Here is a 22,189-nt window from a genome sequence, read left to right on the forward strand (position 1 = left end):
ATGGAGCCGGGGTAGCTCAGCTTGGTAGAGCGCCGGGCTGTTAACCGCTTAAAGGATAGAAGCCTGGTGCGGAAACCCGGTGGTCCGGGGTTCGAGTCCCCGCCCCGGCGTTCCACTACACTACTATCTCGCTGCCTACACTAGGAGTATATACGTTTATATCGCTATCCAGTTTTTCGATTATGGTGTTCTTTAAGCTTTCAGCCTCCTCTGGTTCCCCATGGACTATTACAATGTTCCCTACTACACTCTTATACTTGGATAGTATTCTCAGAAGCCCTTCCCGCCCAGCGTGACTCGAGAAGTCCAGCCATTCAACCCTAGCCTCAATTCTCCCAGTGTTGAGCTCAGGGATTTCTCCAGCCTCCAGTATTTTATGCCCGTTACTGCTGGGGGCTTGATAGCTGACTAGTACTATCGAGTTACGCGGGTTCTGATAGAGCTTCTTAAAGTAGTAGAGGCTGGGGCCACCCTTCAGCATTCCAGCTGAAGCTATTATCACGCAGGGAGTGTTCACGATTCTCTTTCTATCCTTGAAGCTTGCCACGAAGTTCACGGTCTCATATGTCTTCTTGAATGCTACTGGATCCCTCAGGAACCTTGCATGTCTAAGGTATACGTCGGTGACATCTTTAACCATCCCATCTACGTATACTTCAACGTACGGTGCCTTGTGAGCTATTATGGATGCGATCTCCTGGCTACGCCCTACGCTAAAAGCTGGTATAAGCACAGTACCCTTTTTATCAAGGGTTTCCTCGATTATCTCAATCAGCTTCTCTTCGACAGCATAGCGTGGTGGATGGCTTCTACCCCCGTACGTTGACTCTATTATTATTGTATCAACCCTTGTATCCAGTATTTCAGCGCCTCCGAGAGTCCATGTATCTACGTCGTTTACATCCCCGGTGTACATTAATCTACGTCCACTACTAGTTTCAAGGTAAGTCATGCTACTACCTATTATGTGCCCTGCACTAGAGAAGACTAGCTTAAATCCCTCCTCCTCATAGCTCTCCCCGTAGTCGAGGAACACTGTGTTATTGTATAGGTTTTCAAACTCCCTCATATCGTACTCTATTACAGCTGCATTCAGTTTCAGGAAGTCCATAGTTAGCAGTCTAGCGACATCGAGTGTCGGCCTGGTTGAAAAAGCCTTAGGCCTCCCAGTTATGTAGAGGTATGGTGCTGCAGCCGTGTGATCAAGATGTGCGTGCGATAATACGAGTGCTGTGATCTCAGCAGGCCTTACGTGGAGTGGAAGTCTAGGCATATCTTTCTCGTCAAGGTTTATTCCGTAGTCTAGGAGGAATTTTTGCTGGCCGTCCTCGACGAGGAAGGCGGCTCTACCGACTTCTCCTCCACCACCAAGAACCCTGATCTTCAATATTCACCACCATACTTGACGACCAGATCACGCTGTGGAAACCCTAATTAAACGGATGCTTAATTCTAAGCACCTAGATACCACGATTCAAAACAGGGATTTTAATAGCTTGGGTGCCTAGAGATGTTTGCATCGAACCCACGTGAATTGAAGAGGCTTCTCAAGAGGATGGGAGTAGAGGTTGAAGAACTAGAGGATGCCAGGCAGGTTGAGATAGTCTTAAAGGATAAGAGGATAGTATTAAGGAATCCTCAAATACTAGTATTTAAGGCTGGAGGGCAAGTCTTCTACCAGGTTACAGGTGCACAGGAGGTAGTCGAGGAAGCCGGAAAGCCAGCTGAGCCTCTAGCAACAGAAATCCCTGAAGATGATATTAGATTCGTAATGGAGCAGACAGGCGCATCATACGAGAAGGCTAGGGAGGCACTAGTCAAGAGTCGAGGCGACATACTACAAGCTATCATGATGCTTAAAGGCGAGTGAGGTAGCCCTACAATGCAGGATACCAGCAGAATTCAACTTGAAGTAAGCACCAGTTTAAGAGACATCTACAAAGCTCTCAGTAAGCCACACTACCTTTTAGGAGTATACTATGATGGGAAGCTGGGGAAAGCAGTCCTCGAATTCCTTAGCGAGAGCGGAGATAAGCTCATAAAGATAGCGGACCCCACAGGCCATAAGCCATACCTCCTCACTGATGCAGGCGTAAAGAACCCGAGCATCCTAGAGGAAGTACTCAAAGATGAAGCTGTTGACCACGTAGAGGAGGTATTTAAAGTCAACCCTTTAACCATGGAGAGCATTAGAGTCACTAAAATTGTGACAAAGGATCCACTAGCAGTGAGAAAGCTGAGAAACAAGATTACTGGTAAGGCATCAGCTTGGGAGGCGAAGATAAAGTACCATAACAACTACATATTCGATAATCAGTTGATACCTGGAATGAGGTATGTTCTAGAAAACAATGGACAGCAGTACAGACTTGTACTGGTTAAACCCGAGATACCCCTACCTCTCAAGCAAGCCGTCACCGAGTTATTCAGGGGGGAGCCTCGTGAAACAATTGAGCTGGCTGAAGAATACCTCGTGCTCTTCGAGGAGGCTCCCCCCAGAGCGCTGAGAGCAGCACTAGATATAGAAGTCTACACTCCGTTTAAAGGTAGGGTGCCAAACCCCCATCAAGGCGAGTACCCTATCATAAGCGTGGCCATCTCAGCTAGCAACGGCTTCAGAAAAGTATACCTGCTGGAGAGGAACTTTAAACACGACTTCGACTACATGTCCGACGAGTACCCTGCTGATGTAGAAGTCGAGATATACGACTCCGAGAAAGCATTAATCCTAGAGGTTCTTGACGCATTATCCAGGTACCCAGTTGTACTCACATATAACGGCGATAAATTCGACCTGCTATACATTTACTCTAGAGCTATAAGGCTAGGTATACCAGGATACCTTGTACCAATATCCATAGGAGAAGACATGATTAGACTTAAGAACAGCATCCACCTGGACTTGTATAAATTCTTCTCGAATAACGCGGTGAAGAACTATGCTTTTGGAGGCCGCTACAGAGAGGAGAAGCTTGATGCTGTATCCTCAGCGCTGCTAGGTGTATCTAAGATAGGCTTCGAGGAGGCTATCAGCGATGTCTCAGCTTCACTACTCGTAGCATACAACGTGAGGGATGCTGATATAACACTCCAGCTGACACTATTTGATAACGAGCTTGTGTGGAGACTAATGGTGCTTCTCAGCCGTGTATCAAAGACGAGTATCGAGGATGTGTGTAGAAGGCGGATCTCAAACTGGATTCAAAACCAGTTCTTCTGGGAGCATAGAAGGCTAGGATACTTGATACCTAACAACGAGGATATACTTAGGTACGCTGGTAAAGCAGGTACTAAAGCTGTAATCGAAGGCAAGAAGTACGCTGGCGCACTAGTCATCGAGCCTCCTAGAGGAGTATTCTTCAATGTTGCTGTATTCGATATAGCCTCACTATACCCTAGCATAATTAAAAAGTACAATTTAAGTTATGAGACCGTTGATACATCGTGGTGTAAGTCAACAATCGATATTGTAGATGAGACAGGCAGGAAGCTTCACTCAGTCTGCACTGATAAGCCCGGGCTGACGGCTCAGATAATAGGGATACTCAGGGATTTCAGGGTTGGAGTCTACAAGAAGAGAGCTAAGGATAAATCACTTCCAAGAGAAGTGCTAACATGGTATGACGTTGTTCAACGAGCCATAAAAGTATTCATTAACGCCAGCTACGGCGTCTTCGGTGACAGCAGGTTCCCCTTGTTCTCGCCGGCTGTAGCTGAAAGTGTTACAGCCATGGGCAGGAAGTCCCTGATGACAATAGTGCTCAAGGCAGCAGAGCTAGGTATTAAACCCCTCTACGGGGATACAGATTCAATCTTCGTATGGAATCCTACGAGAAGCCAGGTTGAGGCTCTCCAGAAGTGGATTCTAGAGAACCTTGGGCTTGAAATCGAGCTAGATAAAGAATTTACATATGTTGTTTTCACAGGATTGAAGAAGAATTATTTAGGCCGAGGTAAGAGCGGCGAGGTGGAAATAAAGGGGCTGGTAGCGAAGAAGAGGAATACACCTGAATTTCTCAAGGAGTTCTTCCAGGAGATGCTAGATAAAATGAGAGAGATTGATACACCAGAGAGATTCATGGAGTTCGTTGAATGGCTTGAACACGCGCTGGAAGAATACTACACGAAGCTTAAGCGTAAGGAGATACCATTGGATCAACTAGCAATTAAGGTAGCTTTAACGAAACCACCATCAACCTATACTAAGACTAAGCCTCCCCACGTAAGGGCTGCAATGCAGCTCGCTAACTACGGTATTAGTGTAGCAGAAGGCGATGTGATAACATTCATTAAAGTTAAAGGTAAGGAAGGGTATAAGGCGATACAACTGGCTAGACTGCACGAAGTAGACCCAGATAAGTACATTGAACTATTGAAGAGCAGCTTAGAGCAGCTGCTTACAGCACTATCAATAAAATGGGAGGATGTAGTTGGGGGAGGGCTCAATAGAGAGATGCGCGTAGCCAGCGGGAGAAAGCCTCCTAGCTACGGCGAGGTCTAAGTAAAATGAGGCATGCAGCCGCTTTAACCTTAACTGTAACAGTGGTCCTGCTCCTAGTATCTATGGTACTCCACATGCCCACCGAAGTTCAATCCACGCTCTTCGGTAGAAGGCTACTTGAAGCAGGTTCAATCATATACTGCGATGTATACAGCCAGCTCCACGACACCCTAGTTGAATCGTATAGTAAACCCCCGTGGAGAGTGATCGCGGATTTAAAGCCTACCCAGCCTCCTCTAGCTTGGATTACAGTGCTCCTGGCTACAGCTTTAAGCAGGTTTTTAGCGTCAAGTGCCAGCGACTTTCTTGTCTACTTCTATCTAATTTACTCGGCTATCTCAACTGCCGCTGTATCCTACGGTATCTACAGGCTTGTGAGGGCTCGCAGCATATACTTGTATCCTGTCTACGCTACTACCCTATTAGTCTACGGAGTATACAGCTATGATTCCCTCGCACTCCCCCTCATAGCTGAAGCAGTAGTTAGTATTAGGGAGGGTGAGGTTAAGCGGGCACTATTCTACTCGACACTTTCATTCACAACGAGCTTCTACTCTATAGTTGTCCTGGGGCTACTAGTATATCTCCTACTGAGAGATCCTAACTTAGATGAATCCATTTACACTGGGATGCTCTACGGATTGATACCATTACTCCTAGTTCTCGCAGTGGATCCAAGCTACATTAAACGCGTTGTGAGCAGTGTAATTCAAGCTGGCTTTAATAACGGTCTCCTCCAAGTGCTTACACCATGGCTTTCAGTTGAAGCAGCCTATGGGTTGAACATGGGTTTATGGATACTGCTGCTTCTCACCTTATACGCTGTTAGTCCTTCTTTAAACGAGAGAGAACGTCTCACCATGTACATACCTGTAGTAATGCTACTACTTTACTCGCTGCACCCGCAGCCTGTACCTCAGACACTCCTCTTGATACTACCACTGATTCCAACTCTATTTGTTAGGAGAGATGCACGGCTGTTACTGACTGTGGAGTTCTTGAATGCATTGATAATAATACTCTGGTTTAAAGCCGGCGTGATAGCTGAAGCCTTAAGGAGCATTGGGCTGGATGCATCGCCTAATCCATTATCGCTTGAGAACCCTATTCAATGGATATCTATAACCAGGGACTCCATGCTAGCTGTGTACGCTCTCCAAGCACTAAAAGAGGTTATGGAAGCTGACGCCGGGGGCGGGATTTGAACCCGCGCGGGGAACCCCCCACCGGCTTAGCAGGCCGGCGCCCTACCAGGCTAGGCGACCCCGGCTTCTGAGTGAGTGGATAAGGTTTGAGACTTAATAACTCTTTCCAGCTGAGTAATTCTTGTTGACCCCAGCTTGGTGATAAGTGGAGTGGTAAAAGGTAGAAGCATTCTAAGGGAGGTGCTGATAGCCGTAGTAATAGGTATGGCTGCATTTACAGTCTTCGCTTTAAGCGCCCTTCAATTCCAAGAGTTAGAGTCTTCGAGGAATGGGAGGGGATACGTGTCTGATGAGGTATGGTATGTGGGCTCTGCAAGAATACTCCTTGTCAAGGTTTTCGGCTTAGAGCCCCGGATGGCTAGTGGAAGCTACGGATACACAGTTATATACGAGGGCAACTTGGATCTCGAGCTACTTAAGGATACTGCAGCTGCATATGGACTTGAACTTCGAAGCGATTACTCTAAGCTTAAAGCCTTCTATGTATACGGTGATAGAGAAAATGTTCTACGCTTTATGAGCGAGATCCAGGGCTCTGTAAAAGTGGTTGACGCTATACCAGGATGGATGCTACCTGACAACGAGGGTATTAATAGATACCTTAACCTCGAGCACCCGCCTCTAGGTAAGTACCTGATAGCTCTCTCAATCTATGCTTTAGGGGATGAACCATTCACGTGGCGAATTCCATTAATTCTCGCAGGGTCTCTAACCGTGGTACTAGTATACCTCTCTGTGAGAAAGCTCTCAGGGAGCACTCTTATAGCCTTAACCTCAGCAGTACTGCTTGTAGCTGAACCCTTATCCAGAGTAATGTTCTCTCTAGCCTTACTCGACGGATTTGTAGCTTTTACTTCAATGCTTTCATTCTACCTCGCAGTACATGGAAGGTACAAGGGGGCACTGTTAGCAGGGATTCTAGGCGGGTTGTTCAAGCTCTCAGGACTCTTCTCTCTAATACCATTAGCACTAATATACCTGAGGCAGTGGGCTAGGAGGAATCCCTCCACCCTGTTTCTAGCATATAACCTGCTTGCACTAGCATTCACAGCCCTAGTACTCTACCTAGCCCTGCTTACTCTCATATCTCTACCATTAATAAGCTATCTCGGCACAGTTAGATGGATTAGAGACTCCCTGCTAAACCCCTTGAAGTGGCATACAAGTGTTAAGTGCATGGGGGCTGGATGCCCTGTTAGCTCATCCCCATGGGACTGGTTTCTTGGAGCTAATGCATTCCCCGTGTACTTGAATCCAGACGTCTACGCTGAAGGATTCACTCCATTCTGGTCCACTGTGTTCATCTCTATATTAGTGTTTGCCCCCCTCGCCTTCAGGGATAAGAAGCACGGGTTGCTCTGGCTATACCTGCTGGGCTCGTGGAGCGGCTATGTTCTCCTATGGCTGGCGGGAGGGAGAACACAGTACAGCTTCTATAGTATTCAGCTAGCTCCATTCGTATACATGTACCTAGTCTACACTGTCACTTATGTTGTGAATAAGGCTAACATCTCCTACTTGATAAGCTTGTACAGGCTTGCTGAATCCAGGCTAAAGGGAGTTGTCATCAGGGTTCTAACAAGCTGAACTATAGGTGACGGGTAGCCGAAAACATCATATTTAGTTAGCAGCATGGTTTAACCAAGGGCTTTTAATCTTTTCTCCAGTGCCATGAAACCCACAGGGTTTAGAGATGGCTGGCGTAATACCTAGAATGAAGTTGATAACAGTTAAGATGCCTGAATTCTACATTGAAGGAATAGATGAGCTGGTGAGAATGGGGAGGTATAGTAGTAGAAGTGAGGTTATCAGGATTGCAGTCAGGGATCTATTGAAGAAGGAGCTCTGGCTTAAGAGAGCTGAAACGTGAACCCAAGGCGCCTGGATGAATACAGGTGGCTTGAATACTACCAGCGTCTTCTAGATGCGTCAACTGCTTTATTGAGTAGTAACTCAACAACCGGGTCGAAGGGATCCAGTTCCCTCATGCTCATAGGTGGATTAAAATCAGGGAATATTCTTCTTATAGTGCGTAGTGGAATAGGCTGCTTGTACATTAATGGGTTAACAACTTCTATCGCCATCGCGGTCTTCGAGCCGCTAATATACCGGTAGTCGCCTGCCAGCACTCCAGTATACTCTAAGGCTTCAAGCCTCCTCCAAATGTACTCCGGGGGTCCCTTAATTACATCTCCAGCTGTGAACTCACCCATAATAGCCTTAACCCTTCCTGTCACGTAGAGTACTATTCTATCTCCTCTCTCCACGTACCTGCCTAGAAATCTTCTAAGCTCGAATCTCTTGCTCCCTGTGAATATTCTGTAAGCATACACAGGCTTTATACTGAAAATGAACACCCTCAACACAGGGCACCCTAAGTTAATACCGACTACATGAACTCTATTTAGCAGCCTTTAACCACAGCCATCTCCACCCTTCTCTATTAATCTTCACTTGTAGATGGCTTTTATTCAAGCTTATTCCCGCAGGCTCTCTCACCACGGGAATTAATGACCCCTGTAAACCCTTCGATCCACTGTAGATGGTGAGACTGAGTGTAAAGCTTATAAGCTTGAAACGAGAACTGGAGTTGATGAGATGAAGCTTTGGATTTAAAAGAGATGTTGAAAGCTGGTATTTCTGAGCTGTGATGAGTGACGCCAGAGCTGAAAGGTATCAGTCTATGAGCGGCATTATACGTGAAGGCGACTCAGTCTTAGTAGTACTAGATGAGAAGAGGAGGTTTATAGCTAGGGTTAGAAGAGACGGTATTCTAGGCACTGATAAGGGTTTCGTGAAGCTGGGAGACCTCATTGGGAAACCCTACGGGGTTATAGTTAAAACCTCACAGGGTTTCAAAGCCTTGATCCTTAAGCCGTTGCCCCACGATTACTCCACGCTTCTTCATCGTGCAACCCAGATCATATACCCCAAGGACGCTGGCTTAATGATCCATCTCTCTGGGATTGGACCCGGCTCGAAGATAGGGGAGGCTGGTGTCGGCTCAGGAGCTCTCACAATAGTGCTAGCCAATAGTATAGGTGACACCGGGATCCTCTACGGCTTTGATATCTCAGAGAAGAACTTAGAGGTAGCTAAAGGCAACCTGGAGAAGGCTGGACTTCTTGAGAGAGTAAGGCTCTTGAAGCATGATATAAGAGAGCCTGTTAGCCTTCCAGTAGACCTTGATTCATTCTTCCTTGATATACCAGACCCCTGGAATGCCCTACGCGTGGTCGCAGGGTTAGTTAGAGCTGGGGGAACACTCCTAGTTTACTCTCCAACTATTAACCAGGTTGAGAAGACAGTTGTGGAGTTGAAGAAGAATCCATGCTTCGCTGACATTCACTCCTATGAAGTACTACTTAGAGAATACAAAGTTGAAGAAGGAGCTGTTAGACCGTTTACTAGGATGATAGGGCATACAGGCTACGTGGTTTTCGCTAGAAGAGTCTGGTGTACCAGCTGAATCCTAGAGTTGACTGCTGAATAAGGATTTTAGAGGCGTGGATGGCTGGACTTGCAGGCTACTATAAGTGTCTTCCTTTCACGTAGAGGTAGACTACGTGAGTTAAGCCGTGGTCATCTCTAACTTCAATTGTCTTCTCAGGCCTCCAGCCAGGTATCCTGAACTCGTGGCTGACTACTCGGGCTCCATCTCTCAGCTCTCTTTCAAGCTTAGGGCGGAGTGCTTCATTCACGGAGGTTAGCAGGAAGAGAGTTACAATTGATGCTTCACTTAAATCAGCTTCAAAGAAGTCTCCTTGTATAACTATAGCTCTCCCGCTGACACCCTCCTCATTTATTCTTCTAATGGCTTCTTTAACTCTCTCTGCATCTCTCTCAATACCTACAGCCTTCTTAACATTGAACTCTTTTACTGCTACTATGAGGATTCTTCCATCACCACATCCTAGATCGTATACTACATCGTTTTCACTTGCCCCGGCAAGTTTGAGCATTTCTCTAACAACAGGGTAGGGAGTGGGGACAAAGGGTACAAAATACATTATGATGCACCCAGCTGGCTTTAAGCTTCCTCGAATTGGAGTTCAACGCCGAGCTCTCTTAGCTTATCACTCATTTTCCTGACTGCTTCCTCCTCGTCTGGCTCAAGCCTCTCGTTTAAAGGTAGCTGTGAGAGAAGCCACTGGACTCTTCCATCGTCGAGCTCAGCGAGTATCTGGGGCAGCCAGCTCATGCCTAATTCATCTTTATCTCCGTGTTCAACCAGGTACACGTAGTCTTCGTTTCTAACTTCTACCTCTGCGTTAATTTTTCTCCCGAGGGTTTCCGCTAGCTTCATCCAGAGCTTATGGTAGGGGTGGTGTTCAGCAGTCACGAGAACAATCTTTTTTACTTTAACCATGCTCAACCACCTATCTTTACATCCCTTTCCTTATGATTTAGTGAGATTAAATATAGCCACCACGAGGATCAAGGATAGACTTATTAATGATTGCGGCTATTTTCTAGAATACTGGGGTGGGAGTATTTTGAGTAAACCGTGGATCCTCGTGGATCCATTGAGATGTACAGGCTGCAGGCTATGCGAGATCGCTTGTAGCCTCACGCATGAAGGCAGTATATGGCCGTCTGCATCGAGAATACAGGTTTACGAGCCTTACCCGGGAGCTCCTGTACCAGTTACATGTGTTCAATGCGAGGACTACCCTTGTGTTCAATCATGCCCATTTAACGCTTTAAAGATCGATGAGAAAACCGGGGCTGTCATAGTCATACCAGAGAACTGTACTCTATGCGGGGCATGCGTCAACGCCTGCCCGCTAGAGATACCTAGAATAATACCTGGTAAGAACTACGTGTTAATCTGCGACCTCTGTGGTGGAGAGCCAGCTTGCGTTAAAGCATGCAGTGAAGCAGGGTATAACGCTCTAACACTAATTGAGAAGCCGGAGGGATCAGTCAAAGTATTCCTGAAAGACCCCTACGAGACATCCAAGGAGATATACGAGAGGATCATACTAGGGGTGAGATAAGTGAATGGATTCTGGGGCAGGTTCCTCGAGGTAGATTTATCGAGCAGCAAGTGGCGTGTAGTAGAGTTCGAGGATAGAGTATTCAGGAGGTTCCTTGGAGGTAGAGGGTTTGCAGTATACTACCTAGCTAAACACTATGGTGAGAAGTGGTCTAGCCTAGACCCGCTATCCCCTGAGAACCCATTAATAATTGCTACAGGGCCTCTCACAGGATACTATCCTGGAGTTAAGATGACTATCAGCGGTAAGTCACCGCAGTCTAATGGAGTTGTTGGATCCACTGTTTCAAGCGAGGTTGCAGTAGAGCTTAAATCCGCCGGGTACGATGGCTTAATAGTCAAAGGAGCAAGCGATAAACCAGTATACCTGTATATCGAGGATAATAGAGTTGAAGTCAGAGACGCCGGGGAGCTATGGGGGCTTACAGGTAGAGTACTAGTGGAGAAGCTGGCAGAGATAGCTAGAAGAGAGCATAAGCTTAAGAGGCCGCCCGCAAGCCTCTACATTGGCCCGGCAGGCGAGAACAAGGTTAGAACAGCCGTGGTATTATCGAAGATAACACATGCCTCAGGATACGGGGGTTACGGGGCTGTCATGGGTAGTAAGAAGTTGAAAGCCATAGTAGTAAAGGGTAACGGGCCCCTCCCGCCGATAGCAGACTCGAATAGATTCCTCGAGCTTCATAGAAAGCTAGTGGAGATCTACAGTAGGAATATAGACTTCAGGCGGTGGGGTACAACCTCAGGCACATGGTATACTGGTAATGTAACGTCGAGCATGCCTATAAGAAACTGGCAGGAGGAGTACCATGAGAGACTTGAATTCTCGCATGCCTGGCTTGAGAAGAAGCTGTGGGTTAAGAACCCGTGGAGTGAGTATGGCTGTCCTCTAGCATGCATGAAGCTGAGTAGAGTGACGGAGAGTGGTAGAAGATACATAACTGATGGCCCCGACTACGAGATGGCAGCATACATGGGTGGAGACCTAGGAGTCCTAACACCAGAGGGGGCAACAAGGCTCTCAGCTGTCGCCGATGAACTAGGACTCTGCGGCATACAGACAGGGAATGTAGTTGGATTCGCATTAGAGTTGCTTCAACGAGGTATACTAACCAAAGAAGACTTCGGCTACGAGGTTAACTGGGGTGACGTCAATGCTCTCGAAAGACTGCTAAACGATATAGCCTGCAGAAGAGGGATAGGCGATATCCTCGCTGAGGGAACCTATAGGGCTGCATTAAAGCTAATGGAATTAAAGGGTAGAAAGGATCTACTTAAATATGCTGTTCAATCCAAGGGGATAGCTATCGGAGCCCACGGGATTAGAAGTGGAAAAGACTACCCTCAGCCAATAGCATATGCTGCTTCAGTGCAGGGAGGAGACCATACAAGCGTGGCAGGAGTACCCGTGAAGTCAAGGTCCTCGGAGGCCTGGTCAGCGGTAATTGATAGTGCTGTTGTATGCATGTTCCTAACGTTCCATGATAACGCTGATACAATTCTACTAGACTATCTAAACGCTGTTACAGGCTGGGGGCTGGATATCAACGGCCTCTACGATATAGGAAGAAGGATACTAACACTTCAAAGACTACTGCTACTAGCCGGTGGACCTGATGTCAAGTGGACTCCAGGCGTTGACGATGAGAACCCAGAGAGATTCTATGAGCCCCTCCCCTCAGGGCCATATAAGGGTAAGGCTGCAGAGAGGAGTACTGTGAAAACCATGCTAGCCCAGTACTTCAGTGAACTAGGATGGGATGAAAGAGGCATCCCTAAGCCTGAAACCCTAGATAGCCTGGAGCTCTCAGAGTTTAAGGGTCTCCTCGAGCTGGTTAGGTGAATCTAGTGCCACGCATAGTAGCCGAAGTAGTTGGCGGAGACTGTAGAGTAATAATTGAAAGCAGTGGATGTGTGAAAGTAGAGTCTCTTCTAGAGGAAATAGCCTCTAAATGCGACTTGAAACCCGAGTACAATATTCTCCTAGCTGTAAGCCAGGGTAGAACACTGGGTGGAAACGAGGATATATGCAGGGATATGGAAGTTGAGATCGTGAAGGCGTTGAAAGGTGGGTAGGATTAGTAGTCCATTCAATATTAATATTTTACTATCTCTGTGAGACAAATAGAGTCTAATGCTAGACCTTTAGGCTAGCGTTGTTTTCTCCTTTCTCTCCTCCTCTGGGCGAACCTTGATTATACCTAAGTGTACTGCACACGAGATACAGTAGCACTTGGTGACAGGGTATTTCTGTATAATCGCCCCCTTCTTCTCGAGCTCCATGGCTAGTTGCGGTGGTACAGGACTGTACATTCTAGTCACGCATACCGCCTTATCTGACGGCACGAGCCTGCCGCAGTTATCGCACTGAATATACTCTACCTTACCCTTAGACCCTTTTCTCCTCCCTCTACTCTCCCTCTTTTTAGGCATAATCATGCACCACTCAATACTTAGGTTAAACCTGCTAGATAAACCACAGATACATATCCATTAATAAACTTAATTCTGTATTCAACACGACCCTGTTCAGCTAGAGTGTGTTTTATAGCTCTAATAGTACCCTGGGGTTCGAGAATACTTCTAGCTACACTCGCTTTAAACTATCAGGGGAGCGTTTAGACTAGTTAAGCTATAATATACACTTAGGGAGAGTACTAGACCCACGTGCCTGGGGTTCCAGGGGTGAGTAGCGTGAAGTGGGTGTGCCCTAAATGCGGGTTTGAAGCTGATGCGTTCAGCGTATACTACTGGAAGTGCCCTAGATGCGGGATGCCACTAGATATCTCGCATGAGTTTAAGCTGGTGAAACATGAATCAGGAAGGGTGTGGGAGAGGTATCATGGCTTAATACCCTTGAAGCCCGAGAAGACTAGAGGAGAGGGGGATACTCCTCTAGTCGCCGAGAAGATTGAGGGCTCTACCCTACTCTTCAAGCTTGAATACCTCAACCCCAGCGGGAGCTTCAAGGATAGGGGTTCAGCTCTAGCCTTATACTATGCTTACTTAATGGGGTTCAAGAGGGCTGTAGAGGATACTAGCGGGAACACCGGTATAGCTGTAGCCCTCTACTCTAATCTATACGGCTTGAAAGCTAGAATCTACATGCCTCGAGCAGCCCCTGAAGGAAAGAAGAGAGTTCTAAGAATGCTTGGAGCAGAAGTAATCGAGGCTCCATCAAGGGATGATGCTGCCAGGATGGTTCTAAGGGAGACAGAAGGCTCAAGCTTCTATGTTGCTCACACCTGGAGCTACTTCTATATTCTCGGAGCGTCGACTATAGCATGGGAGGTCCTTGAGGAGGATACACCAGACTACGTTATATCCCCGGTGGGCTCTGGTGGATTATTCCTCGGCTTAGTGAAAGGCTTCGAGAAAGCTGTGGAGGCAGGATGGCTGACTAGAATACCCCACTTCATAGCTGTTCAAGGCTACAGCGTTCAACCCGTATACAGGGCTCTCACAGGGGAAGTAGCGCAAGGCGAGGAGTCGACGCTAGCTGACGGTATAATGGTCCCTAATCCCCCGAGACTCCAGGAGATAGCTGATGTCATCCGTAAGTACAAGGGTAGCATAGTATTAGTTGGCAACAGCGAGATCGAGAAAGCTTGGAGGGAGCTCTGGGAGATGGGTTTCACTGTAGAGCCTACATCTGCAGCAGCCTACGCTGCATTCCAGAAGGTTAAAAGCATGCTTGCAGGCAAGAAGACCTTAATAGTGCTAACAGGCTCAGGGCTTAAAACCATCTAGCGAGAACGGCCGCGGGCACAGCTCTACTGCATCCACCGAGGAAGCCGGCCAGAGCCTTATCCGCGCTGGCTCAGCCCCGTTGACCCATGAACGCCGGCGTCCAGGGTTAGGTTGCTCCCTTCCGGGCCTGGCCAGGTTCCCCCAGCTAAGGCGGTTCACCCCCTCCCTCCAGAGGGGGCTCCGCCTCCGCCGGCCCCATGGGGCGGGGTTCACGGCCTCACGCGGGGGGTGGCCGGCTCCTGGTGGATGCAGTAGTTTTCTGGCCTGGCTTAAGCCAGGCCCTCCCTGCGCCCGCGGCATGCTTTCCTATCGTCTAGCGGGTTATTATTTCTTCTCAAGGATGGAGTATTAGTAGGAGGATTAGTATGAGTGTTACCAGGCTGATGGTGTCGGCTACGCTTTTATGCTTATCCCCTAGTATCTCCTTGAGGAATTTACCGCCGTCTGTGATGAAAAGCGGGGCAGCGTTTACTAGAGCTATACTGTAGTTCACGATATAGTTCCATGAGAGGAATCTGTATACTGCTTCAGTTAGAGGGGCTCCGAGAAAAGCTATTAACTCTGTTCTCAAGGCGGGTGCAAGATACACTCCTATTCTAGTATCGTTTAATCCTATGGGGATGCTGAGGTTCACTATCCTGCCCTCTCTTAAAACGCTTACATAGAGTACTGTCGGCTTAGCTAACTTCTCTACTCTAGGTATATCCTTGATGCTCTTAACTAGTGTCCCATTAACCTCTACTATTATATCGTAAGCCTGTAGCCTGCCGTCAGCCGGGCTCCCAGGCTTTACATCAGTGATCATTAAGCCAACCGGTAGCGTGATAGCTGAGAGAAGTAGTAGTGAAGTAAGTGCTAGAGCAAGATTACCTGCAATACCAGCTGATAGCACACCGAGCCTCCTCGAGATCCCAGCCTGCTTGAATGCATCTTCATCTATCTCAACGTATGCAAGAGGGATTACCAGGGCTAGAATGAATCCATAGGATTTAATGTTAATACCGTTCCTCAAGGCGAGCTGCGCGTGGAGGAACTCGTGGAGAGAGGTAGCTAAGCCTACACTTATAATAAAGTATAAGATGTCTACTCCTACAACGTTCACCCCCGGCACTAGAAGAGTGACACCGCTCTCACCAGTTGATATCTTACTAGCTATTGAAGCAATGATCGAGGCGTAGAAGAATACTAGGGAGGCTGCGAAAGCTAGGATCACCAGGATATTGTAGATGCTGCTTCTCTTGGAGAGCCTGCTCTCAACCTTCAAGCTCTTCTTCACATTTAAAATAACATAGCCTGTTACCTCTACACCACTATACCTCCCCTGGAGTACCCGCCTGTAGAGCAGGTTAACAACTACCCAGAAGACGGTTACCGAGAGTATTACAGTAGTCATCCAATCCATGGCGATCAATCCCTGGTATTCAATCCACGTGACTACGGATTCTCTAAGTCCTCTTTAAGTGAAGATGAAAGCTTGAAGTCTTAAATTAGGGTGTAAAGCGATAAATCACCTGCAGGGGTCTTCGAGAAGCCTGGAGGTTAATCAGGTGCTGGATTATTGAGAAGGATGCAGCCGGGTTCAACATCAGAATTTAAAGAGGTAGTCTACACTAGTGAGCATTGGAGTCTTCTCGGAAGGCTTAGAGAGAGGGCTTTAAGACTACTCAGCTTCTTCAATGAGAAGGGAGTTAACGCTTACGTCCATGGAAGCATAGCGAGAGGAGATGTCTGGAAGGGTAGCGATATAGACTTGTTTATACCTGAACCCATCCCCAGCTATCTCGTTGAGATAATACTCGAGGAAAAGGGGATTAAACCCTACGCTCGCTTCATAGTTATGGCTACACCTGTTAACACTCCTAAAGCCTACATAGTACTGGATAGCGAGGAAAAAGAGACTGTTAGCTTCCCGCTCCTCAAGCTTAAACCAAGAGAGTACGAGTTCTACAGGTTTGGGGGGATGCTGGATTACAAAGGGCTGGCTGAGGGTTTAAGGGTTCCAGGAGTAAACAAAGCATTGGTACTCATAGATCCTACTCCAAGAGGACACGTGGAGGTCACGGTCAGAGGATTCGAGGAGTATGTTGCGAGAAAGCTGGACGTAAGTATTGAGACCGTACTGGAGAGAGTGAGAGTTCTAACCAGGAGGAGTATTATAGGGAGGACAGGAGTCTTCCTTAAACACCAGCTCGCACCCGAAGAGTCCTTTGAAAACGCTTTAGAAGAGTTATCCCGGAGAAACGTCTTCCTGAGGAGGATGCTCTCGGAATAACCTGTATCTGAGGAGAGCGATAATACCTCCAAACCCCTCGATTTCAGCTCCCACATCACTTCTACTGGAGACAACTACGACTTCCCCTCTACTTTTTCTAATCCTCTCGAGCGCTTCATATACACGTTCACGCTTCTCTTCATTCTCTTCTCGTAGTAGCTCGTGGGTTAAGGCTGCTTTAGATACAGCGCCGTAGAGAGCAGCCTCGTATACATCGTCTAAACCGTAGGCTACTAGCTCGGGGCTTGAGATTAAGAGCCTCTTGAATTCCTCGAGGATCCCCCTTGCCTTCACAATACTCAGCTCCCCCATAATCCTCCTTGCTACATCTCTCCTCAGAAGCTCGCTTACCCCGTGGCATCCTCCTGTTGAAGTAGAATCCACGTATACTGGGATGCCTGCTCTACTAGCTTTTACAGCTTCTGCAACCCTATTCTTGAAGTCGCCTGGCCCCGCTACTATAACTGCATTAATGTTTTCTCTCTCTAGAACACCGGCTACTATGGATTCAAGTGATTCAATGTAATTCTTGATTAACTCATCGTATTCAACTCTATAGGATTTCCCGGGGATGTTAGACCTCAACTCATCATAGTATTTAACACCTTGCTCTGTGAGCACGGCGACACATGCTTCATCGTAGTCTACTGTAACCAGGAGAATTCTTCTCTTCTTCACGCTATCCTTCAGGAAGCTCAAGCTCTGTTCATCCCAGGCTTCTCTTACTAGTACTACCTGGTCGCCTGGATGCACATTGATCGTGTGGTAGTGTCCTTTAATCCCGTACTCCTCTGGGCCATCAACTACTATGCCTCTAATTCTAAGCCTGTCAGTAAACTCCTGGAATTCTACTGCTTCAACCTGTAACCCCAGCGTCATAGGTATTCTCCTGCTGCTACCTCCTTCACCAGCTTTAACCTCTCTGGTTGTCTTAGCGTATACTATATCACCCTGCTTCAACAGCATGAATAGAGCCCAGAGGTCATCCTGGTCTTCTACGAGGACTCTGATAACCCCGCTTCTCAAGTCTTCTTCAAGTATCCTCATGTTGTTCACCTTCACGTAGTGCTATGGAGCTTATTCTCCACGGGTTTAGAGTCTTAAAAGACGGTATTAATATAGTGGGTTACCAGGGTATTCTAATGGGGGCTAGAGTGAATACTCATGGAGATCGAATTCTACCTTCTAGATGCAACCTATGAGATTGTGGGCCGGGAGCCCCACGTAATACTCTGGGGTGTAACTAGAAGTGGTGAGAGAATAGTTTTAAGGGACCGGAGGTTCCGCCCATACTTCTACATTATATTGAGGGAGGATGCTGACACCGACACCATAGCTAGAAGAATTAAAGCGCTGAGTGAAGCGGGATCCCCGATAATAGATGTAAGACCTGTTGAGAAGAAGTTCTTCGGGAGAAGGGTTAAAGCGTTAAGGGTTACAACAGTTATACCTGAATCCGTGAGGAGATACAGGGATATCGTGAGAACTATTAGCGGAGTGGAGGAAGTCCTAGAAGCAGATATAAGGTTCAGCATGAGGTATATCCTCGACCACATGCTGGAGCCCTGTGGATGGCATACTGCGGAGGTGGTGGAAGCCCCTGTCCCACCAGGTTATAGAGTCGCCAGGGCATTCGAGGTCACAGGCTCTATAAAACCAGTTGGTGATGTAAGACCACCCTCCGATCTCCGCGTGCTGGCATTCGACATCGAGGTGTTCACTGAGTCAGGCTCCCCGCATCCTGAGAGAGACCCGGTTATAGTGATAGGAGTGAAAACTAGTAGCGGTGAGAGAAAACAGTTCACGGCTGAAGGCATGGATGATAGAGGAGTAATCTCAGGTTTTGCAGGCTACATCCTGGAGTACGATCCGGACGTGATAGTAGGATATAATAGTAATAGATTCGACTGGCAGTACCTGCTGGAGCGATCGAAAACCCTGGGCTTGAAGCTAGATGTTGGTCGAAGAGTCAACGGGCAGCCTTCTACAAGCACGTACGGCCATGTATCTATTCCAGGCAGGCTTAACGTTGACCTGCTAGACTATGCTGAAGGCATACCTGAAGTAAAGTTGAAGAGCCTTGACGTAGTAGCAGACTACCTCGGTGTAATGAAGAGAAGTGAGAGAGTACTCATAGACTACACTGATATCCCAAAGTACTGGAGGGATCCAGGTAAGAGAAGCCTGCTCCTCAAGTACAACATGGATGATGTTGAATCCACAATGGGGTTAGCCGAGAAGTTCCTCCCCTTTGCTATGCAGCTCTCCAGTATTACAGGGTTACCCTTGGATCAAGTTGGAGCTGCAAGCGTCGGCAACAGGCTTGAATGGTTCCTTATGAGGGAGGCCTTCGAGAAGAATGAGCTGATACCGAATAGAGTGGAGAAGGAGGCTGAACCCTATAAGGGGGCTGTAGTACTCCAGCCATTAACAGGGATCCATGAGAATATCGCAGTACTGGACTTTACAAGCATGTACCCCAGTATTATGATAAAGTATAATATAGGGCCTGACACCATAGTGGAAGATGAATGCAATGAGAGAGAGCATAACATTGCACCTGAGGTAGGACACTGTTTTAGAAGAGAGCCGCCAGGCTTCCTCAAAGACGTCCTTCAAGCACTACTATCGCTTAGAAGACAAATAAGAGCTGAAATGAAGAAGTATGCTCCCGACTCACCAGAATACAAGCTACTGGATGAAAGGCAGAAAGCTATTAAAGTACTAGCTAACGCTGCGTACGGATACATGGGATGGATTGCAGCTAGATGGTACTGCAGGAAGTGTGCTGAAGCTGTGACAGCCTGGGGGCGTAGAACGATCCTGAGTGCAATAGACTACGCGAGAAAAATAGGGTTAAAAGTGATATACGGTGACACAGACTCTCTTTTCGTAGAGAACAACCCGGATAAAATAAGCAGGCTGGTAGAATTCGTTGAGAAGGAACTAGGCTTCGAGATAAAAGTTGACAAGGTGTACAGGAGAGTATTCTTCACTGAAGCCAAGAAGAGGTATGCTGGGCTACTAGAAGATGGACGCGTAGATATAGTAGGATTTGAGGCAGTGCGAGGAGACTGGGCTGAGATAGCTAAGGATGTTCAAGAGGAGGTCACAGAGATCCTCCTCAGCGAGAAGAATGTAGATAAAGCCATAGAGTACGTTAGAAGGATTATAGCAGATTTAAACCAGGGTAAAATACCTCTCGAGAAACTAATCGTGTGGAAGACTCTCACAAGGCCGCTAGAAGAGTACAAGGTTGAAGCACCACATGTAAACGCTGCGAGAAAGCTTAAAGGAATGGGTATGCGGGTTGAAGTAGGAGATAAAGTAGGATATATTGTAGTTAAGGGTTCAGGGAAGATCTCTGAGAGAGCTGAACCCTACATTCTAGTCAAGGATCCGAGAAGCGTGGATTCAGCCTACTACGTGGAACACCAGGTTATTCCAGCAGCGCTAAGAATCCTCGGCTACTTTGGTGTGACAGAGGATACATTAAAGAAGGCTGCAAGCACAGCTGGCAGGAGAAGCCTCTTCGACTACAGTAGAGGGAAGTCTAGTTGATTAAAGGTAGATTTATAAGGATACTCTAAGTTTAAAGAAGAGGTAGAATTAAACGTTACTAAGCTACCAGTAGCTTGAACTGGAGTACTCGAGTCATGGGTGGTATAGTTGAGTGAGACAGCTCACAAGATACTCGAGGAGAGTATTGGAAAACTAGTCTTAATTAAAACTAAGGATAACACGGCGCTCAGAGGAAGGCTTAGAAGCTTCGACCAGCACTTAAATGTAGTGTTAGATGACACTGATGAAATACACAGTGATGGATCAACAAGAAAGCTTGGAACAGTTGTAGTTAGAGGCGATACCGTAGTACTTGTATCACCGTTAAACGAGTAGGAAGGGGTGTGCTAGATGGTTAAAGGTACAACCAGTATGGGTAAGCATGGGAGAAGCAAGACTCATATAAGATGCAGGAGATGCGGGCGCCACAGCTTCAATGTAGCGAAAGGGTATTGTGCAGCATGCGGCTTCGGCAGGAGTAAGAGGATTAGGAGGTATAAGTGGGCTAACAAGAAGGTTAATAGGATTCGAGTAGTTTAACCCGGAGGCAGCAGGCTTAATACCTGTGATTTAGATAGAATAATTACCTCTCTTAACACATAAGTTTTACTTAAGAGTGGTGTCAGCACTATGGCTAAGTACCTTGTTAAAGCCAGGATAGAAATCGACGGAGTTGTCGATAAGCATGACATTATAGGAGCAATCTTCGGGCAGACAGAAGGGATCCTTGGTAACGAGTTTGACTTGAGAATTCTCCAGGATAGAGGTCGCGTCGGGAGAATAGTAGTAAATACTAGGGTTCAAGGGAACAAGACCGTGGGAGAAATACAGATACCCAGCAACCTGGATAGAGTTGAGACAGCACTACTCGCCGCATTAATTGAAACTGTCGATAAAGTAGGACCTTACGATTCAAGTATAACAGTAGTGGATATCATTGATCTTAGAGTGGAGAGAATAAAGAAGGTGATTGAGAGAGCTGTAGAAATACTTAGAAAGTGGAGTAAAGAGAAGACTCCTGATGTCAAGGAACTAATTAAAACTATACAGGAGTACATGAAGACCCCTGAACCAATATCATACGGCCCCGAGGAGCTTCCAGCCGGACCAGACGTGGATAAAGCGGAGGAGGTAATAGTTGTCGAAGGACGAGCCGACGTAATAAACCTACTACGCTACGGCTACACGAACGTTATAGCTCTAGGAGGAGCTAGAAGAGTCCCTGAAACCCTAAAAAGCCTAGCTGAATCCAAAAAGATAACTCTCTTCGTCGACGGAGACCACGGCGGGGACTTAATACTAAGGGAAGTTCTAAGAAACATGAAGGTCGACTATGTAGCGCGGGCGCCGAGCGAGCGGGAGGTCGAGGAACTCAGCTCACGGGAGGTTGAGGAGGCTCTCTCCAGGAAGGTAGATGTATTCCAGTACCTAGAGGAGCAGCTCAAGCAAGGGGTTCGGGAAGCCCAGTTCCTCATGCAAGTGCAGAGAAGGCTTCACAAGATGCCGGAGGAGGCTGTTAAACCCCCTGAGAAACTGGTATCTGAGCAGACGGAGACTCTAACACTACCATCAAGCCTTATTAAGGACGTTAAGGAGCTCCATGGAACACTAGAAGCCAAGTTATACTCGAGCAGCTGGAATCTCATTAAGCAGGTGCAGGTGAGGGATCTAGTCGCCGAGATACAGGGGGTTGAGCCTGGGGGAGTATACGCTGTAGTATTCGATGGTATAATAACTCAGAGGCTGATAGATGTTGCAGCCGAGAAGCAGGTTAAAGTGCTGGTAGGTGCTAGACTAGGGAAAGCCATGTACAAGCCGCCTGAGCTTCTTGTCCTAACCTTCAATGAACTCCTATGATCATTACGCTTCCAGGAATAGCTCCCCGGGGCCTTCTTTTTAAA

Annotated in this window: 22 protein-coding genes, 2 tRNA genes and 1 other RNA gene; 16 read left to right on the plus strand and 9 right to left on the minus strand. The window is 47.2% G+C overall.

Annotation, left to right across the window (positions count from 1 at the left end):
* The first annotated feature begins 5 nt into the window (after positions 1 to 5).
* Positions 6 to 110: transfer RNA gene (locus OWQ48_01595), tRNA-Asn, on the plus strand.
* A 5-nt stretch (positions 111 to 115) separates the two neighbouring features.
* Here the strand turns inward: OWQ48_01595 and OWQ48_01600 are convergent.
* A complete protein-coding gene (locus tag OWQ48_01600; GenBank protein MCY0867915.1) occupies positions 116 to 1,390 on the minus strand; it encodes an MBL fold metallo-hydrolase in 1,275 nt (424 codons plus the stop codon).
* A 120-nt stretch (positions 1,391 to 1,510) separates the two neighbouring features.
* Between OWQ48_01600 and OWQ48_01605 the strand changes: the two genes are divergently transcribed.
* The 3 genes from OWQ48_01605 to OWQ48_01615 are packed head-to-tail and all read left to right on the plus strand — an operon-like array spanning position 1,511 to position 5,706.
* A complete protein-coding gene (locus tag OWQ48_01605) occupies positions 1,511 to 1,870 on the plus strand; it encodes a nascent polypeptide-associated complex protein (GenBank protein ID MCY0867916.1) in 360 nt (119 codons plus the stop codon).
* A 12-nt stretch (positions 1,871 to 1,882) separates the two neighbouring features.
* Positions 1,883 to 4,501: a DNA-directed DNA polymerase I gene (locus OWQ48_01610; GenBank protein ID MCY0867917.1), complete on the plus strand. Its 2,619-nt coding sequence runs from the start codon at positions 1,883 to 1,885 to the stop codon at positions 4,499 to 4,501.
* A gap of 5 nt (positions 4,502 to 4,506) precedes the next feature.
* Positions 4,507 to 5,706 carry a hypothetical protein gene (locus OWQ48_01615; GenBank protein MCY0867918.1) on the plus strand — a complete coding sequence of 400 codons (1,200 nt, stop codon included), beginning with the start codon at positions 4,507 to 4,509 and terminating at the stop codon, positions 5,704 to 5,706.
* Here the strand turns inward: OWQ48_01615 and OWQ48_01620 are convergent.
* Positions 5,688 to 5,771, minus strand: a tRNA-Ser gene (locus OWQ48_01620). The genes OWQ48_01615 and OWQ48_01620 overlap by 19 nt on opposite strands.
* 73 nt (positions 5,772 to 5,844) lie before the next feature.
* Here OWQ48_01620 and OWQ48_01625 point away from each other — a divergent pair.
* Both OWQ48_01625 and OWQ48_01630 read left to right on the plus strand, forming a co-directional pair.
* Positions 5,845 to 7,293, plus strand: coding sequence for a glycosyltransferase family 39 protein (locus OWQ48_01625; protein ID MCY0867919.1), 1,449 nt, complete (start codon positions 5,845 to 5,847; stop codon positions 7,291 to 7,293).
* 106 nt (positions 7,294 to 7,399) lie between these two features.
* Positions 7,400 to 7,576: a ribbon-helix-helix domain-containing protein gene (locus tag OWQ48_01630; protein MCY0867920.1), complete on the plus strand. Its 177-nt coding sequence runs from the start codon at positions 7,400 to 7,402 to the stop codon at positions 7,574 to 7,576.
* Positions 7,577 to 7,613: 37 nt separating this feature from the next.
* On the opposite strand, the gene OWQ48_01635 is transcribed toward OWQ48_01630, so the two are convergent.
* A complete protein-coding gene (locus tag OWQ48_01635; GenBank protein MCY0867921.1) occupies positions 7,614 to 8,069 on the minus strand; it encodes a DNA-binding protein in 456 nt (151 codons plus the stop codon).
* A gap of 287 nt (positions 8,070 to 8,356) precedes the next feature.
* Between OWQ48_01635 and OWQ48_01640 the strand changes: the two genes are divergently transcribed.
* Complete coding sequence (locus tag OWQ48_01640; protein MCY0867922.1) at positions 8,357 to 9,175, plus strand: tRNA (adenine-N1)-methyltransferase; 819 nt, start codon at positions 8,357 to 8,359, stop codon at positions 9,173 to 9,175.
* A gap of 61 nt (positions 9,176 to 9,236) precedes the next feature.
* Here the strand turns inward: OWQ48_01640 and OWQ48_01645 are convergent, their stop codons facing one another.
* Together OWQ48_01645 and OWQ48_01650 are read right to left on the minus strand one after the other, a co-directional pair.
* Positions 9,237 to 9,716, minus strand: coding sequence for a protein-lysine N-methyltransferase (locus OWQ48_01645; GenBank protein MCY0867923.1), 480 nt, complete (start codon positions 9,714 to 9,716; stop codon positions 9,237 to 9,239).
* A gap of 20 nt (positions 9,717 to 9,736) precedes the next feature.
* Complete coding sequence (locus OWQ48_01650; protein MCY0867924.1) at positions 9,737 to 10,075, minus strand: hypothetical protein; 339 nt, start codon at positions 10,073 to 10,075, stop codon at positions 9,737 to 9,739.
* 127 nt (positions 10,076 to 10,202) lie between these two features.
* On the opposite strand from OWQ48_01650, the gene OWQ48_01655 reads away from it, so the two are divergent.
* Genes OWQ48_01655 through OWQ48_01665 form a run of 3 tightly spaced genes read left to right on the plus strand, consistent with a single transcriptional unit; the run spans position 10,203 to position 12,781 of the window.
* Positions 10,203 to 10,706: a 4Fe-4S dicluster domain-containing protein gene (locus tag OWQ48_01655; GenBank protein MCY0867925.1), complete on the plus strand. Its 504-nt coding sequence runs from the start codon at positions 10,203 to 10,205 to the stop codon at positions 10,704 to 10,706.
* Positions 10,707 to 12,548 carry an aldehyde ferredoxin oxidoreductase gene (locus OWQ48_01660; GenBank protein ID MCY0867926.1) on the plus strand — a complete coding sequence of 614 codons (1,842 nt, stop codon included), beginning with the start codon at positions 10,707 to 10,709 and terminating at the stop codon, positions 12,546 to 12,548. It abuts the gene before it with no gap.
* A gap of 5 nt (positions 12,549 to 12,553) precedes the next feature.
* Complete coding sequence (locus tag OWQ48_01665) at positions 12,554 to 12,781, plus strand: hypothetical protein (GenBank protein ID MCY0867927.1); 228 nt, start codon at positions 12,554 to 12,556, stop codon at positions 12,779 to 12,781.
* A 69-nt stretch (positions 12,782 to 12,850) separates the two neighbouring features.
* On the opposite strand, the gene OWQ48_01670 is transcribed toward OWQ48_01665, so the two are convergent.
* Positions 12,851 to 13,138, minus strand: coding sequence for a 30S ribosomal protein S26e (locus OWQ48_01670; GenBank protein MCY0867928.1), 288 nt, complete (start codon positions 13,136 to 13,138; stop codon positions 12,851 to 12,853).
* Positions 13,139 to 13,399: 261 nt separating this feature from the next.
* Here OWQ48_01670 and OWQ48_01675 point away from each other — a divergent pair, with 261 nt between their 5' ends.
* The gene (locus OWQ48_01675) at positions 13,400 to 14,455 is read left to right on the plus strand and encodes a pyridoxal-phosphate dependent enzyme (protein ID MCY0867929.1); all 1,056 of its coding nucleotides are present in this window, start codon (positions 13,400 to 13,402) and stop codon (positions 14,453 to 14,455) included.
* A 14-nt stretch (positions 14,456 to 14,469) separates the two neighbouring features.
* On the opposite strand, the gene ffs is transcribed toward OWQ48_01675, so the two are convergent.
* An RNA gene (gene ffs / locus OWQ48_01680) (signal recognition particle sRNA) lies at positions 14,470 to 14,736 on the minus strand.
* Between the two features lie 53 nt (positions 14,737 to 14,789).
* Positions 14,790 to 15,857 (minus strand): site-2 protease family protein, encoded by a 1,068-nt coding sequence (locus tag OWQ48_01685; GenBank protein ID MCY0867930.1) that lies wholly within the window; start codon positions 15,855 to 15,857, stop codon positions 14,790 to 14,792.
* Positions 15,858 to 16,013: 156 nt separating this feature from the next.
* On the opposite strand from OWQ48_01685, the gene OWQ48_01690 reads away from it, so the two are divergent.
* Positions 16,014 to 16,727 carry a nucleotidyltransferase domain-containing protein gene (locus tag OWQ48_01690; protein MCY0867931.1) on the plus strand — a complete coding sequence of 238 codons (714 nt, stop codon included), beginning with the start codon at positions 16,014 to 16,016 and terminating at the stop codon, positions 16,725 to 16,727.
* Here OWQ48_01690 and OWQ48_01695 read toward each other — a convergent pair.
* Positions 16,683 to 17,774 carry an mRNA surveillance protein pelota gene (locus OWQ48_01695; protein ID MCY0867932.1) on the minus strand — a complete coding sequence of 364 codons (1,092 nt, stop codon included), beginning with the start codon at positions 17,772 to 17,774 and terminating at the stop codon, positions 16,683 to 16,685. The genes OWQ48_01690 and OWQ48_01695 overlap by 45 nt on opposite strands.
* 117 nt (positions 17,775 to 17,891) lie before the next feature.
* Here OWQ48_01695 and OWQ48_01700 point away from each other — a divergent pair, with 117 nt between their 5' ends.
* The 4 genes from OWQ48_01700 (at position 17,892) to dnaG (ending at position 22,145) form a co-directional block, all read left to right on the plus strand.
* Complete coding sequence (locus tag OWQ48_01700; GenBank protein ID MCY0867933.1) at positions 17,892 to 20,288, plus strand: DNA polymerase II; 2,397 nt, start codon at positions 17,892 to 17,894, stop codon at positions 20,286 to 20,288.
* Positions 20,289 to 20,396: 108 nt separating this feature from the next.
* Positions 20,397 to 20,624, plus strand: coding sequence for an LSm family protein (locus tag OWQ48_01705; protein ID MCY0867934.1), 228 nt, complete (start codon positions 20,397 to 20,399; stop codon positions 20,622 to 20,624).
* Between the two features lie 15 nt (positions 20,625 to 20,639).
* Positions 20,640 to 20,828 (plus strand): 50S ribosomal protein L37e, encoded by a 189-nt coding sequence (locus tag OWQ48_01710; GenBank protein ID MCY0867935.1) that lies wholly within the window; start codon positions 20,640 to 20,642, stop codon positions 20,826 to 20,828.
* Between the two features lie 90 nt (positions 20,829 to 20,918).
* Positions 20,919 to 22,145 carry a DNA primase DnaG gene (gene dnaG / locus OWQ48_01715; GenBank protein ID MCY0867936.1) on the plus strand — a complete coding sequence of 409 codons (1,227 nt, stop codon included), beginning with the start codon at positions 20,919 to 20,921 and terminating at the stop codon, positions 22,143 to 22,145.
* The last annotated feature ends 44 nt before the right edge of the window (positions 22,146 to 22,189 follow it).

The organism is Desulfurococcus sp., from assembly GCA_026626905.1.
Lineage (GTDB): Archaea > Thermoproteota > Thermoprotei_A > Sulfolobales > Desulfurococcaceae > Desulfurococcus.